Here is a 14481-nt window from a genome sequence, read left to right on the forward strand (position 1 = left end):
GCCCCGCCCGCCCGGCGGGCCGCCCGCGGGCCGGCGGCGGCGGCGGCCGCGGCCCCCCCCCACGGGGGCACGACGGGCCGCACGGGAGCCTGGGCGGGAGGTACGGCAGGTACGGCAGGCGGCGCGGGAGGAGCGGTGGGGGGCGCGGGAGGTGCGGGAGGTGCGGGAGGTGCGGGAGGTGCGGGAGGTGCGGGAGGTGCGGGAGGTGCGGGAGGTGCGGGAGGTGCGGCCGGCTCAGGGCCGACGGGACCGGCCGGAGCGACAGGGCCCACAGGCGCGGCGGCGGCGGCCGGGCCCGGCGCGGGGGCTCCGGGAGGCGGGGGCGTGGTGGTGCCGGGCGGGACCGGTGGGCGGGGCGGCACGGGAGCGTGCTGCGCCTCGGTACTCATCCCGTCCCCCTGGTTCACCTCGCGTACCGCTCGCGGAACACGCACCCGGGCAAGCCCGTTGGTCGCCGCGTGCCGGTCACTCTACGGGCTGCGGGCGGGCCGCGGGGAACGGGTCGGTGCGGGCGTCGCATCCGCGCCGTTCGTTCCCCGGCCGGCGCCCCCGGGCCGGTCCGGCGGGGCGCGGGAACGCGGAACAGCGATTCCCCGCGGGCCCTTACCGATGGGTACGCCTATCTGGCAAGCTGCCGCCATGACTGTGCGCGCCACCGACCGGGCCCGTTACGACCGGGCCACCGCCCATCTCGACGCACCGCTCGCGGTCGTCGACCTGGAGGCGTTCGACGCCAACGCGGACGACCTCGTCGCCCGTGCCGCCGGAAAGCCGATCCGGGTGGCGAGCAAGTCCGTCCGCTGCCGGGCCCTGCTGGAACGGGTGCTCGCGCGGCCGGGGTTCGAGGGGATCATGTCCTTCACCCTGGCGGAGTCGCTCTGGCTGGCCCGGGCGGGCTTCGACGACGTGCTGCTCGCCTACCCGTCCGCCGACCGCTCGGCCTTCGCCGAACTGGCCGCCGACCCGAAGCTCGCCGCCTCGGTGACGGTGATGGTGGACGACCCGGCGCAGCTGGAGCTGATCGACGCGTCCCGCGCGGGCGGCACGGAGGAGATCCGGGTCGCGCTGGAGCTGGACACCTCGCTGCGCCTGCTGGGCGGCCGGGTCAGGATCGGCGCGCTCCGGTCTCCGCTGCGCTCCCCCGCCCAACTCGCCGACCTCGCACGGTCGGTGGCCCGTCGGCCGGGGTTCCGGCTGGTCGGCCTGATGGCGTACGAGGGGCACATCGCGGGGGTCGGGGACGCGGTCTCCGGGCGTCCGCTGCGGTCCCGGGCCGTCCGGCTGATGCAGGCCACGGCCCGCCGGGAGCTGGTGGTGCGCCGGGCCGAGGTGGTGCGCGCGGTGCGCGCGGTCGTGCCGGACCTGGAGTTCGTCAACGGCGGCGGCACCGGGAGCGTGCAGCACACCGCGGCGGAGTCCGCGGTGACGGAGATCGCGGCCGGATCGGGGCTGTACGTCCCCCGCCTCTTCGACAACTACACGTCGTTCACGGGGCGTCCGGCGGCGCTCTTCGCGCAGCCCGTCGTCCGCAGGCCCGGGGTGGGCGTGGTGACGGTGCTCGGCGGCGGCTATCCGGCGTCCGGCGCGGCGGGCCCGGACCGGCTCCCGGTCCCGTACCTCCCCGAGGGGCTGCGGTACGACCCTCAGGAGGGGCCCGGCGAGGTCCAGACGCCGCTGCTGGGCTCGGCCGCCGACGATCTGCTGATCGGCGACAAGGTGTGGTTCCGGCACGCGAAGGCGGGCGAACTGTGCGAGCGGTTCGACGCGTTGCAGCTGATCGAGGGCGACCGGATCACCGCCACCGTGCCGACGTACCGGGGTGAGGGGCGGACCTTCCTCTGAGGACGGTCCTCCGTGTGGCAGGCTCGGGGTCCCAGCGCCTGCCGGGTGAAGGAGTGCTGCCATGCCCCAGTACACGGCCTCCGTCGGGGTGGCCGGTTTCCGGTTCGACGGGTTGCGGGACCTGCTCGGGCGGGCCGGTCCGGCGCGTTCGGGGGACGAGCTGGCGGGGGTCGCCGCGCGGAGCGACGCGGAGCGCACGGCGGCCCGGATCGCGCTGGCCGGGGTGCCGTTGCGGGCCTTCCTCGACGACCCGGTGGTGCCCTACGAGGACGACGAGGTCACCCGGCTGATCGTCGACACCCACGACGCTCCGGCGTTCGCGCCCGTCGCCGGGCTGACGGTCGGCGAGTTCCGCGACTGGCTGCTCTCCTACCGGGCGACCCCCGCCGCGCTCGCGGCGCTGGCGCCGGGGCTCACCCCGGAGATGGCCGCCGCGGTGAGCAAGCTGATGCGCAACCAGGACCTGGTCCAGGTGGCCCGCGCGTGCACGGTCGTCACCCGGTTCCGGAACACGATCGGTCTGCCGGGACGGCTCTCCGTGCGCCTCCAGCCCAACCATCCGACGGACGATCCCCGGGGCGTCGCGGCCTCCGTGCTCGACGGGCTGCTGTACGGCTGCGGGGACGCGGTCATCGGCATCAACCCGGCGTCCGACTCCCTGGCCTCGGTGACGGACCTGCTGCGGCTGACGGACGAGATCCGGCAGCGGTACGCGATCCCGACGCAGACCTGTGTGCTCACCCATGTCACCCGTACCCTCCGGGCGATCGAGCGGGGCGCACCGGTCGATCTGGTCTTCCAGTCCGTCGCCGGGACCGAGGCCGCCAACCGCGCCTTCGGCATCGATCTGGCCCTGCTCGCGGAGGCCCACGACGCGGGGCTCTCCCTGGGGCGGGGCGAACTCGGCGACAACGTCATGTACTTCGAGACCGGCCAGGGCAGCGCGCTCTCCGCCGACGCGCACCACGGCGTCGACCAGCAGACGCTGGAGGCCCGCGCCTACGCCGTGGCGCGGCGGTTCCGCCCGCTGCTGGTCAACACGGTGGTCGGGTTCATCGGTCCGGAGTACCTCTACGACGGCAAGCAGATCATCCGGGCGGGCCTGGAGGACCACTTCTGCGGCAAGCTGCTCGGCCTGCCGATGGGCGTCGACGTCTGCTACACCAACCACGCCGAGGCCGACCAGGACGACATGGACAGCCTGCTGACGCTGCTCGGGGTGGCGGGCTGCACCTTCGTGATGGGGGTCCCGGGCTCCGACGACGTGATGCTGAACTACCAGTCCACCTCGTTCCACGACGCGCTGTACGTACGGTCCGTGCTGGGGCTGCGTCCGGCGCCGGAGTTCGAGGCGTGGATGGAGCGGATGGGGATGTACGACTCCGAGGGCCGGGCGGTGGCGCCGGTCGCGCACAGCCCGCTGGCCGCCGGTCTGGCCGCGATGACCGGGGAAGCGTGAGCGGGCCGGCGGAGAACAGGAGCCCGGAGGAGCAACGGGGTTCCGGCCTCTGGGAACCGCTGCGGCGGCACACGCCGGCCCGGGTGGGGCTCGGGCGGACGGGCCACGCGCTGCCGCTACGGCATCTGCTGGAGTTCCAGGCCGCGCACGCCCTGGCGCGGGACGCGGTCCACCAGGCGGTGGACTTCGACGCCCTGCGTACGGGGCTGACGGGCCATCCGGTCGCCGAGGTGCGCAGCGCCGCCCCGGACCGGGCGGCCTATCTGCGCCGCCCCGACCTGGGCCGGAAGCTGCATCCGGACGACGGGCCCCGCCTGGCGGGGCTGCCCGGCGGCGGAACGCTGGTGGTGATCGCGGACGGGCTCTCCGCCACGGCGGTCCAGCTCCACGCGCTGCCGCTGCTGGAGGCACTGGTGCCGCTGCTCGGCGGAGGCGGAGGCGGAGACGGAGACGAGGGCGCGCGCGGGGGCCGGGAGGCCGTTCCGGTGGTCCTCGCCTCCCAGGCGCGGGTGGCGCTCGGGGACGAGATCGCGGAGCGGGTCGGCGCCCGGCTGGTGCTCGTCCTGATCGGTGAACGCCCCGGGCTCAGCGCCGCCGACAGCCTCGGGGTGTATCTGACGTACGGGCCCCGGACCGGGCGGCGGGACGCGGAGCGCAACTGCGTCTCCAACATCCACCCGCCGGCCGGGCTCGGCTACCGGGCGGCCGCGCGCACGGTCGCCTCGCTCGTCGCGGGGGCGGAGCGGCTCGGGCTCTCGGGGGTGGCGCTGAGCGGGGAGGACCCTGCGGGGCCCGGCGCGTTGCCCGCGGGGGACGTCCCGACGCCCTGGTGAACGGGTGCTCTCGCGCGGACGACGAGGGCGCCGGGCGGTCCCGCAGGGAGGACGGTCGCATTCCGCCCGCAGGGTGGCGGGAGGCCGCGCCGCCACCGGGCCGTTACAGGACGCCGCCGTACTCGGCCTCGGCCGTCGCCGCGGCACGCTGGGCGCGGAAGTTCGTCACGTAGGCGTTGAAGACGTCGGCGTCCGCGCTCTTGTCCTCGTACTTCAGCAGCGTCTCGTCGTTGTCGGTCAGGGCCATCCCCGTGAAGGTGTGGCTGCCCGTGAAGACGATCCGCTGGTCCTTCTTCGCCTTGTAGGAACCGTCGATGACCATGTACTTGGTGTGTGAGGTGGTGCCGGTGCCCGCGGTGGTGCCGTCGGCCGCCTCCGGAGCCGACAGTCCCTGGTTGTCCAGACGGTGCAGCGAGATCTTGCCGAGCTCGGTCGACCTGGTCAGCCAGTACGCCGTCTCCCGGTGGTCCCCTTCCGCCGCGTAGTCCGCGAGCTTGCCGTAGACCACGTCGATGTAGCAGCCGTCGTCGGCCATCTCCCAGAGCTTCTGGGCCACGGCCGGACGGGAGATCTGGCCGTTGGCGATCCGGATCACCGTGCGCCCGTCGGCGGTGCCGTGTCCCGCGCTGTTCCCCGAGCACCCGGGGTACTCGCCGTTCTTGGGTGCCACGCCGTCCACGCCGGTACCCACCGTGTTCAGGATGTTGACGACCACGTCCGTCGAGGCGCGCGGGAAGAAGTACGCCTTGACTGCCCCGGCCTCCACGTCGACGGGGTAGTCCTTGACCCGCGACTTGTCGGCCTGCGCCTGGGCCAGCCGGTCGAAGTAGGCCGTGTAGCCCGTGTAGAGGGCCTGGTTGTCCACGACGGTCATCGCGTCGTTCCAGAGCGAGCTGAGGTCCTGCCCGGTGAGGTTGCCCGAGGACTGGACGACGACGTCGTCGACCGGGACCCCGGTGGTGGGCGAACCGCTGCCGGTCGTGCGGGAGAAGAGGAAGAACTTGTTGTGGTTGACGCCGCCGATCGAACTGTCCGCCAGGCACGGCTTGTTGTACTCGCACACCCGGAACCAGGAGGTGCCGTACGTGGTGCCGGAGGGCGGGGTCTCGGCGAAGGCGGAGACGAGCTTGTCCCGGACCGTCTTGCCGGACTGTCCCATCCAGGCTTCGCTGATGGTGTCGTCGTCCACGAGGACCTGGACGTTCACGCCCCGGTGATGGGCTTCGACGAGCCGGTCCGCCGTCCAGCCGGACCCGAAGGCGTACATCGATATCTTGATCGTCGATCCGGGCAGCGCGCCGTTGATGAGCCGGCCGACGTGTCCGAGGATCGCGTTCTGTTCGGCCTGCGGGCCCTTGGGGTTGTTGAAGATGGCACCCGTGGACACGTAGGTCGTCGCCTCGGCCGAGGCGGAGGGAGCCGCCATCGCCAGCAGGCCCGCGATGGCGAGGGCGGGAACGAGTCTCTTTTTGATCATGCGCGCAGCCTAGGAGGGACGCCCGCAATCCGTGGCGCCCACCGGAAAGCCCTCAGGCTCCCCGCGCCGTCAGCGAGAGCAGGTCGCGGGCGGGTCCGGCCGGGCGGTGCCCGGTGGGCCAGACCGCCCGCAGCTGGCGCCGGAGCCGTACGCCGGTGAGCTGGACGGGGACGAGGCGGCGGGCCACCTGTTCGGAGTTTCCGGCGAGCAGCGAGACGGCGGTTCCGGGGCGTTCGGCACGCAGTGCGATCAGCCAGCCCGGCAGGAGGTACTCGGCGATGGTCATGCTGGCCGCGACCCGCAGCCGGGAGTCCCGCCGGTCCCGCAGGGCCTGGGCGCCCGCGTCGAAGGCCTCGGCGGCCTCGACGACCCGGCGGGCCCAGTCGGTGACGAGGGCCCCGGCGTCGGTCAGGGTGGAGCCGCGCGGCGAGCGGTCGAGCAGGGCGACGCCGAGCTGCCGTTCCATCGTGCGGATCCGGCTGGAGGCGGCGGGCTGGCTGATGCCGAGGTCCCTGGCGGCGCGGCCCAGGCTGCCGAGGCGGGCGACGGCGAGGAGCAGTTCCAGCGCCCCGAGGTCGGGGACGCGGTGGGACAGGGGTATGCGGGCGGGGTCGTCGGCGGCATGGGGCATAACGTCAGCTTATGACCTCATAGACACGAAGTGCCTGGTGGGGGCGGTGTACGCGGCAGAGAATCGTGTAATGGCCATCCATGAGCGGACCCTGATCCGGCCGCCGATCACACGTACCGACGCGGCGGCTCCCGCCGCACCGGTTCCCGCCGCACCGAAGCGGCTGGCGCTGCGCGCCTTCGGCCCGAACTGGTACGCGACGGTGATGGGCACCGCGATCGTCGCGAGCGCCGGAACGGCGCTGCCGGTGCACGTTCCCGGGCTGCGGGGCGCGTGCACCGTCGTCTGGGCACTCTCCGTCGTTCTGCTGGTGGCCGTGCTCGCCGCCCGTACCGGGCACTGGCGCCACCACCGGGACCAGGCCCGGGCCCATCTGCTGGACCCGGCGGTCGCCCCGTTCCTCGGCTGTCTGCCGATGGCGCTGCTCTCGGTGGGCGGGGCCACGATGGTGGCCGGTACGCCGGTGGTGGGCGAGCGGGCCGCGCTGGTGGTGGACGTGGTGCTGTACTCGGCGGGCTCGGTGCTGGGGCTGGCCGTCGCGGTGGCGGTGCCGTACCTGATGGTGGTGCGCCACCGCCTCGAACCCGGCAGCGCCGCCCCCGCGTGGCTGCTGCCGCTGGTCCCGCCCCTGGTCTCCGCGGCGCTCGGCCCGCTCCTGATCAGCAGGCTCCCGGCGGGCCAGGGGCGCGAGGCGCTGCTCCTCGGCTGCTACGCGATGTTCGGGCTGACGCTGCTGGCGACGCTCGCGCTGCTGCCCCTCGTCCTCGCGCGGCTGCTGCACCACGGGCCGCTCCCCCTCGCGCTGACGCCGACGCTCTTCCTGGTGCTGGGGCCGCTCGGCCAGTCGACCACCGCCGTGAACCAGCTGGCCGACGTCGCGCCGGGCGCGATCGGCGCCCCGTACGCGACCGGGCTCGGGGCGCTGGCGGTGCTCTACGGGGTGCCCGTCATGGGCTTCGCCCTGCTCTGGCTGGCCCTCTCGACGGCCCTGACCGTGCGCGCCCTGCGGGCAGGGATGGGCTTCGCGATGACCTGGTGGGGCTTCACCTTCCCGCTCGGCACCTGCGTCACCGGAGCGGCGGGCCTGGCCCGCCACACCGGGCTGCACGCCTTCGGCTGGCTGGCCGAGGCGCTGTTCGTCTGCCTGGTGGCCGCGTGGGTGGTGGCCGGGACGCGTACCGTACGGGGACTGCTCGGCGGCACGCTGCTCGGGGCGCCGGCCCGGCCGGCCGCCGTGCGTACGGCCTGAGCACCGGGCCACGCCTCCGGGCCCGTCAGCGGCGGGAGTCGTAGGTGGCGTCGATGTGCTCGGCCACCGCGACGACCAGCAGCCGGGTGCCGGGGAGGGTGGCCCGCCAGCGGTGGCGGACCCCGCCGGAGAGGAAGAGCGTGTCGCCGCGGCCGAGGCGGTAGGCCTGGCCCTCCGCCTCCACGTCCACGGCGCCCGCGACGACGTACATGAGCTCGTCGTTGCGGTGCTGGAACTCCCGGCCGAGGTCCTGCTCCCCGACGAACTCCAGGGCGCTGAGCTGGTGGCGGCCCCGCACCACCCGGCGGGCCCCTTCCTCGTCGCCGCCGCGCACCACGTCAACGGCGCGTGCCGAGTCGGCGGCCTCGCGGAGCTTGGCGGTGGTGGTCTCCAGCGCTTCGGCGACCCTGGTGAGCGACTGGGCGCTGGGCCGGGCGCGCTCGTTCTCGATCTGGCTGAGGAAGGGCACCGAGAGGCCGCTGCGCGCGGCCACGGCGGCCAGCGTGAGCCCCAGGGTTCTTCGGCGTCGGCGCACCGCGGAGCCCACCCGCAGTGCTTCCTTCCCGTCCATCTCGCCCATGTCGGTTCCCTCCCGTCCGGCCATCCTCCCGGCTGCCAGCACCTTACGCACATGGTTGCGCGATTCCCTCACCGAGGAGAAGTCCCGGCAACGCGCGGGGGGTGGCCCCCGCCTCCCGGCGGTGACCACCCCTGACCTGCGCGTACGCGGACTTCGCGACTACTGCGGTGCCATCGTGTCCACGATCGACGGGTGCGCGTCCATCCAGGACTTCACGGCTTCCTCCTCGTGGCCGGTACCGGCCTTGGCGATGCCGTTCTCCAGTCCGGCGAGCTGGTCCTCGCTCAGCTCGAAGTTCTTGAACCACTTCGTGAGCTGCGGGTAGTTCTCGGGGAACTCCTTGGCGGCGACCGTGTGCAGCCGGTCACCGGTGCCGAAGCCCTTCTTCGGGTCCTTCAGCTTGGTGAGGTCGTACTGGTCGTACGCCCAGTGCGGGGTCCAGAGCACGACGGCGATCGGCTCCTTCTTGGCGTACGCCCGCTTCAGCTCGGCGAGCATGCCGGGGGTGGAGGAGTCGACGACCTTGTACTCCTTGTCCAGCCCGTAGGCCGGCAGCACGTTGTTCTTCAGGTTCTCCATGGTGGCGGTGCCGGGCTCGATGCCGACGATGCGTCCCTTGAACTCCGCGGACTTGCCCTTGAGGTCGGCGAGCGTGTGCACGTCCTTGACGTAGCCGGGCACCGCGACCTCGATGGAGGTGGGGCCGTACCAGGAGCCGATGTCGGTCAGGTCGCTCTGGTACTTCTTCCAGTAGTTCGCCTGCGTGTACGGCAGCCAGCCGTCGAACTGGACGTCGATCTGGCCGCGCGACATCGCCGCGTACATGGGGCCGACCTCGAACTGCTTGAGGTTGATGGTGTAGCCGCGCTGCTCCAGGACGGCCTTCCACAGGTAGGTGGCGGCGATGTCCTCCTCCCACGGGAACCAGGCGACGTTCAGCGCGCGGTCGCGCTCGTCCTCGCCGCCGGCGGCCTTCGACGCCTTCGCCGACGGGGTCCACTTCGCGGCGGCGTCCGGGTGGGCCTTCAGCCAGGTGCGGACGGCGTCCTGCTCCTTGCCCGCGCCGGCCTTCTGGATCTCGGCCTCCAGGCTGGTGAGCTGGGCCTCGGACATCTTGAAGTTCTTCAGCCAGGACGCGGCCTCGGGGTTGTCGGCGGCGAAGCCCTTGCGGGAGAGGGTGTGGATGCCGTCGCCCTTGCCCCAGAGGTTCTTGGTGTCCTTCAGCTTCGTCAGGTCGTACTGGTCGTAGGCCCAGTGCGGCGACCAGAGCGGAACGACGATCGGTTCCTTCTTGGCGTAGGCGCGCTTCAGCTCGGCCAGCATCGAGGGCGTGGAGCCGTCGACGACCTTGTACTCGCCGTCCAGGCCGTAGCCCGGCAGGATCTTGTCCTTCAGGAGGGCCGACTCGCCGGCGCTCGGCTCGATGCCGACGATCCGGTTCTTGAACGAGGCGCCCTTGCCCTTGAGGTCGTCGAGGGTCTTGACGTCCTTGACGTAACTGGGGACGGCCAGCTCCAGCGAGGTGGGGCCGTACCAGGAACCCAGGTCGTCCAGGCGGTCCTGGTACTTCTTCCAGTAGCTGGCGTGGGTGACGGGCAGCCAGGAGTCGGTCTCGAAGTCGATCTGGCCGTTGGCCATGCCGGTGTACAGCGCTCCGGCCTCGTACTGCTTGACGTCGACCTCGAAGCCCTGGCGCTCCAGCAGCTCCTTCCACAGGTACGTGGAGGCGATGCCCTCGTCCCAGGGGATGTACCCCATGCTGATCTTCTTGCCCGCGCCGACGGACGAGGAGGACGCGGCGGTGGCGGAGGAGCCGCCGCCGAAGACGCCCATGCCTCCGGCGACGAGCGCGAGGATCACCACGCCGGTGAGCGCGACGGCACCCTGCGGGCGGTAGTTCCAGAACTTCGGACCTCCGGCCAGGGCCTGGGCCTTGGCGAGCGCCCGGCGGCCCAGCGGGGAGACCTCGCGCCCCAGCGCGCCCGTCATCCGGTCCAGGTACATGGCGAGGATGACGATGGAGATGCCCGCCTCGAACCCGAGGCCCACGTCGACGTTGCCGATGGCGCGGTAGACGGAGCCGCCGAGGCCGCCGCCGCCGACCATGCCGGCGATGACCACCATGGACAGGCCCAGCATGATGACCTGGTTGATGCCCGCCATGATCGTGGGCAGCGCGAGCGGGAGCTGCACGCGCAGCAGGGTGTTGCGGGAGGTGGTGCCGAACGCCTCGGCCGCCTCGACGAGTTCGCCGTCGACCTGGCGGATGCCGAGTTCGGTCATCCGGACGCCCGGGGGCAGCGCGAAGATGATGGTGGCGATGATGCCGGGGACCACACCGACGCCGAAGAAGATCACGCCGGGGATCAGATAGACCATGGCGGGCATGGTCTGCATGAAGTCCAGAACCGGCCGGGTCACCGCGCTGACGTTCTTGGACCGGGAGGCCCAGATGCCGAGCGGGACCGCCAGGACCAGCGTGACGATGGTGGCGACGAGCACCAGGGTGAGGGTGTCCATCGCCTCGTCCCACAGCTCGACGGAGTCGATGAGGGCGAATCCCACGAATGCGAGGACACCGGCGGGCAGTCCGCGCAGCCACCAGGCGATGACGGCGACAATGCCCGCGAAGAGCAGCGGAGCGGGGGCGGAGAGGACCGCCGCGATGCCGTCGAACATACCGCTGACGAGCGAGCTGATGGCGTCGAAGAGCCAGGCGAGGTGGATCTGCAGCCAGTCGACCGCGGAGTTGACCCATTCACCGAGAGGGAGCCTAAACACGGGCCACCTTCTTCGCGGTGAGGTCCTCGGCGTCGGCGTCTTCCGCTCCGGCGGCCTCCGCGGCGGGCGCGGTGTCCTCGGCGGCGGGCATCGGCACGGCGGGCTTCATCGGCTCGCCCAGCACGGCGAGAAGCCGCTCGCGCGGAACGACCCCGACGAGCCTGCCCCGTTCGTCGGTCACGGCGACCGGGGTGCCGCTCGACGCGCAGGGGGTGAAGAGTTCGATGATCGGCGTGGACTCGGCGACCGTGGCGGGGGCCGCGTCCAGCACGTCCTGCGGAGTGCGCAGTTCGGTGCCGTCCTCGGTGGTGGAGCCCATGGCGGTGTGCGGTTCGGCCATGATGGCGCCGGCGGTCAGCACCCGGGCACGGTCGACGTCCTGGGTGAAGGAGGCGACGTAGTCGTTGGCCGGGGTGACGAGGATGTCCTCGGCGGAGCCGAGCTGGACTATCTCGCCGTTCCGCATCACCGCGATGTTGTCTCCGAGGCGCATGGCCTCGTTGAGGTCGTGGGTGATGAAGACGATGGTCTTCTTCAGGCGCTTCTGGAGCTCCAGGAGCTGGTCCTGCATGTCGCGGCGGATCAGCGGGTCCAGTGCGCTGAAGGACTCGTCCATCAGCAGCAGGTCGGCGTCGGTGGCGAGCGCGCGGGCCAGCCCGACGCGCTGCTGCATACCGCCCGACAGCTCGTCGGGCCAGGACTTCTCCCAGCCGCCGAGCCCGGTCAGTTCCAGCGCCTCGGCGGCGCGCTTCTCGCGCTCGGCCTTGGCGACGCCCTGCACTTCCAGGCCGTACGCGGCGTTCTCCAGCACACTGCGGTGCGGGAAGAGCGCGAAGTGCTGGAAGACCATGCTGATCCTGGACGAGCGGACGTGGCGGAGCTCGCGGGGGCTCAGCGACGTCAGGTCCTGGCCGTCGAACAGCACGCTTCCGGCTGTGGGGTCCAGGAGTCCGTTGAGCATCCGCAGAAGCGTGGACTTGCCCGAACCCGAGAGACCCATCACGACGAAGATCTGTCCCGGTTCCACGGTGAACGACGCGTCGATCACCGCTGCGGTCGTTCCGTCGGCGCGCAGCTCGTCACGGCTCGCGCCGGCCTCGAGTTTCTCCACGGCCTGATCGGGTCGTCTGCCGAACACCTTGTACAGGTGCTCGGCCTGCAGCCTTGACACATACACCTCGCGGGTTGAACCGGAAACGGTCCGCCACACCCCCGCGTCGGCGGACCGTGGAGCGGCACGGAATCTGTCCGCATGGCACGTACACAAGTTGAACTTTGGACGTGATCCGCTCCGGTGCCGCGCCTGCCCTCGCTTATCCGGAGCAAACATTTCTGTGACCCAGGTCACTTTTCACCCCCTGTCCGCGGCCCCCTGCGGGCACGCCGCCCCGGGCCGGTGTCGGTGCCGTGGGGCATGATCGGGGGATGACGCGACGCCTGATGCTCCTCGACACCGCCTCCCTTTACTACCGCGCCTACTTCGGCGTGCCGGACTCGGTGCGCGCACCGGACGGCACCCCGGTCAACGCCGTGCGCGGGCTGCTGGACTTCATCGGCCGGCTGGTCCAGGACCACCACCCCGACGACCTGGTCGCCTGCATGGACGCGGACTGGCGCCCGGCCTGGCGGGTCGAGCTGATCCCTACCTACAAGGCGCACCGGGTGGCGGTGGAGACCCCGGCGGGCCAGGCCGACGAGGAGGACACCCCGGACACCCTCGCCCCGCAGGTCCCGGTGATCGAGGCGGTGCTGGACGCGGTGGGCATCGCCCGCGTGGGCGTCTCCCCGTACGAGGCGGACGACGTCATCGGTACGCTCACCGGCCGGGCGACCGGACCGGTGGACATCGTCACCGGCGACCGCGACCTCTACCAGCTGGTGGACGACGCGCGCGGGGTGCGGGTGCTCTATCCCCTCAAGGGCGTCGGCACGCTCCAGGTGACGGACGAGGCGGTGCTGCGCGAGAAGTACGGCGTGGACGGCCGGGGGTACGTCGACCTGGCCCTGCTCCGCGGCGACCCCAGCGACGGCCTTCCGGGCGTCCCCGGAATCGGCGAGAAGACGGCCGCGAAGCTGCTGGACGCCTTCGGGGACCTCGCCGGGATCATGGCCGCGGTGGACGACCCGGCGGCGAAGCTGACCCCCTCGCAGCGCAGGCGGCTGGACGAGGCCCGGGGGTACGTCGCGGTCGCGCCGAAGGTGGTGCGGGTCGCCGGGGACGTACCGCTTCCCGAGTTCGACCCGGTGCTGCCCCGCGAGGCACGCGACCCGGTGGCCCTCTCGGAGCTGGCCGAGCGGTGGGGGCTGCGCGGCGCGCTGCAGCGGCTCCTGTCGGCCCTGCACTCGTGAGAGCCCGGCGGCTCACAGCGAACCGTGGTTCCCTGGCCGGGACGGGCGGCCTTCTTCCCGGAGGTTCCGCGCATCCATTGGTTACGGGACCACCCGTACCCGGACCGCCCCGCCGGTGCTAGCTTAGGCAGACCTAAGTTTCGAGACCCCGGGTACTGGTCCCCGGCTCCCGGGTCCCCGCACATTCCGGCACAGGGAGATCCACGTGGCACGTCCGACGCGGCAACCGCCCCAGGGCAAGGGTGCGCAGGTCGTGCGCACCGAACAGCTCACCCCCCACATGGTGCGGGTGGTCCTGGGCGGCGAGGGCCTCGCCTCCTTCGGGACCGAGGGCTTCGCCGACCACTACGTGAAGCTCTGCTTCGCACCCGAGGGCGCCGACTACGCGCACCCCTTCGACATGGCGGCGATCCGGGAGTCGTACCCGCGCGAGCTGTGGCCGACCACGCGTACGTACACCGTCCGCTCCTGGGACCCGGCCACCCGTGAGCTCGCGATCGACTTCGTCGTGCACGGCGACGAGGGGCTGGCCGGCCCCTGGGCCGCTCAGGCCTCCCCCGGCGCCCCGATGACGCTCCTCGGCCCGGGCGGCGGCTACGCCCCGCAGGAGTCGGCCGACTGGCACCTGCTGGTGGGCGACGAGAGCGCGCTGCCCGCCATCGCGGTGGCGCTGGAGCAGATGCCCGCCGACGCCCGGGGGCACGTGTTCATCGAGGTGTCCGACGCCGCCGAGGAGCAGAAGGTGGCCGTCCCCGCCGGGCTGTCGGTGAACTGGCTGCACCGGGGCGAGCGCCCGGTCGGCGAGCTCGTCACCGCCGCCGTGCTGGGGCTGGACTTCCCGGAGGGCGAGGTGCAGGCCTTCGTCCACGGCGAGGCGGGCTTCGTCAAGGAGATCCGGCGGTACCTGCGGGTCGAGCGCCAGATCCCGCTGGGCCAGTTGTCGATCTCGGGCTACTGGCGTCTCGGCCAGAACGACGACGCCTGGCGTGCCGTCAAGCGCGAGTGGAACGAGCAGGTCGAGCGCGAGCAGGAGGCCGGTCCCGCCACCGGCTGACCCGGCCCCGGCACGTGAGCCCCGGCTGTCCTCCGAGGACGGCCGGGGCTCACGCGCGTCCGGAGTTCCACGGATGTCCGGCCGCCGGCCGGCCGGTCCGTGGCAGGATTTCCCGCACCGGCCTGGCACCGGCCTGGCACCGGCCCGGCACCGGCCCGGCACCGGCCCGGCCGGCTGATCGCCCGAGGGGCGGGCCCCTTCGCCCGGCGACCAATCCGAACGGCCC

Annotated in this window: 11 protein-coding genes; 6 read left to right on the plus strand and 5 right to left on the minus strand. The window is 72.6% G+C overall.

The annotated features are described in order from the left end of the window. Positions 1 to 639: 639 nt before the first annotated feature. From ACWCSV_RS18315 to eutC, 3 genes are all read left to right on the plus strand, one after another. On the plus strand, positions 640 to 1842 hold the full coding sequence (locus ACWCSV_RS18315) for an amino acid deaminase/aldolase (protein ID WP_451143343.1): 1203 nt from the start codon (positions 640 to 642) through the stop codon (positions 1840 to 1842). A gap of 61 nt (positions 1843 to 1903) precedes the next feature. Next, a complete protein-coding gene (locus ACWCSV_RS18320; RefSeq protein ID WP_451143345.1) occupies positions 1904 to 3301 on the plus strand; it encodes an ethanolamine ammonia-lyase subunit EutB in 1398 nt (465 codons plus the stop codon). After that, on the plus strand, positions 3298 to 4134 hold the full coding sequence (gene eutC / locus ACWCSV_RS18325; RefSeq protein ID WP_451143347.1) for an ethanolamine ammonia-lyase subunit EutC: 837 nt from the start codon (positions 3298 to 3300) through the stop codon (positions 4132 to 4134). Before ACWCSV_RS18320 ends, eutC begins: the two co-directional genes overlap by 4 nt. A gap of 103 nt (positions 4135 to 4237) precedes the next feature. Here the strand turns inward: eutC and ACWCSV_RS18330 are convergent, their stop codons facing one another. Both ACWCSV_RS18330 and ACWCSV_RS18335 read right to left on the minus strand, forming a co-directional pair. Then, on the minus strand, positions 4238 to 5611 hold the full coding sequence (locus ACWCSV_RS18330) for a phospholipase D-like domain-containing protein (RefSeq protein WP_451143349.1): 1374 nt from the start codon (positions 5609 to 5611) through the stop codon (positions 4238 to 4240). Between the two features lie 52 nt (positions 5612 to 5663). Beyond that, on the minus strand, positions 5664 to 6242 hold the full coding sequence (locus tag ACWCSV_RS18335; RefSeq protein ID WP_451143351.1) for a LysR family transcriptional regulator: 579 nt from the start codon (positions 6240 to 6242) through the stop codon (positions 5664 to 5666). A 70-nt stretch (positions 6243 to 6312) separates the two neighbouring features. Between ACWCSV_RS18335 and ACWCSV_RS18340 the strand changes: the two genes are divergently transcribed. Continuing rightward, positions 6313 to 7491: a TDT family transporter gene (locus ACWCSV_RS18340; RefSeq protein ID WP_451143353.1), complete on the plus strand. Its 1179-nt coding sequence runs from the start codon at positions 6313 to 6315 to the stop codon at positions 7489 to 7491. A gap of 25 nt (positions 7492 to 7516) precedes the next feature. On the opposite strand, the gene ACWCSV_RS18345 is transcribed toward ACWCSV_RS18340, so the two are convergent. The 3 genes from ACWCSV_RS18345 to ACWCSV_RS18355 form a co-directional block, all read right to left on the minus strand. After that, the gene (locus tag ACWCSV_RS18345; protein ID WP_451143574.1) at positions 7517 to 8062 is read right to left on the minus strand and encodes a helix-turn-helix domain-containing protein; all 546 of its coding nucleotides are present in this window, start codon (positions 8060 to 8062) and stop codon (positions 7517 to 7519) included. Positions 8063 to 8230: 168 nt separating this feature from the next. Further along, positions 8231 to 10852, minus strand: coding sequence for an ABC transporter permease/substrate binding protein (locus tag ACWCSV_RS18350; protein ID WP_451143355.1), 2622 nt, complete (start codon positions 10850 to 10852; stop codon positions 8231 to 8233). Beyond that, positions 10845 to 12023: a quaternary amine ABC transporter ATP-binding protein gene (locus ACWCSV_RS18355; RefSeq protein WP_451143357.1), complete on the minus strand. Its 1179-nt coding sequence runs from the start codon at positions 12021 to 12023 to the stop codon at positions 10845 to 10847. Before ACWCSV_RS18355 ends, ACWCSV_RS18350 begins: the two co-directional genes overlap by 8 nt. 269 nt (positions 12024 to 12292) lie before the next feature. On the opposite strand from ACWCSV_RS18355, the gene ACWCSV_RS18360 reads away from it, so the two are divergent. Both ACWCSV_RS18360 and ACWCSV_RS18365 read left to right on the plus strand, forming a co-directional pair. Further along, the gene (locus ACWCSV_RS18360) at positions 12293 to 13201 is read left to right on the plus strand and encodes a 5'-3' exonuclease (RefSeq protein ID WP_451143576.1); all 909 of its coding nucleotides are present in this window, start codon (positions 12293 to 12295) and stop codon (positions 13199 to 13201) included. A 205-nt stretch (positions 13202 to 13406) separates the two neighbouring features. After that, a complete protein-coding gene (locus ACWCSV_RS18365; protein ID WP_451143359.1) occupies positions 13407 to 14255 on the plus strand; it encodes a siderophore-interacting protein in 849 nt (282 codons plus the stop codon). The last annotated feature ends 226 nt before the right edge of the window (positions 14256 to 14481 follow it).

Source organism: Streptomyces sp. NPDC001770 (assembly GCF_053596135.1).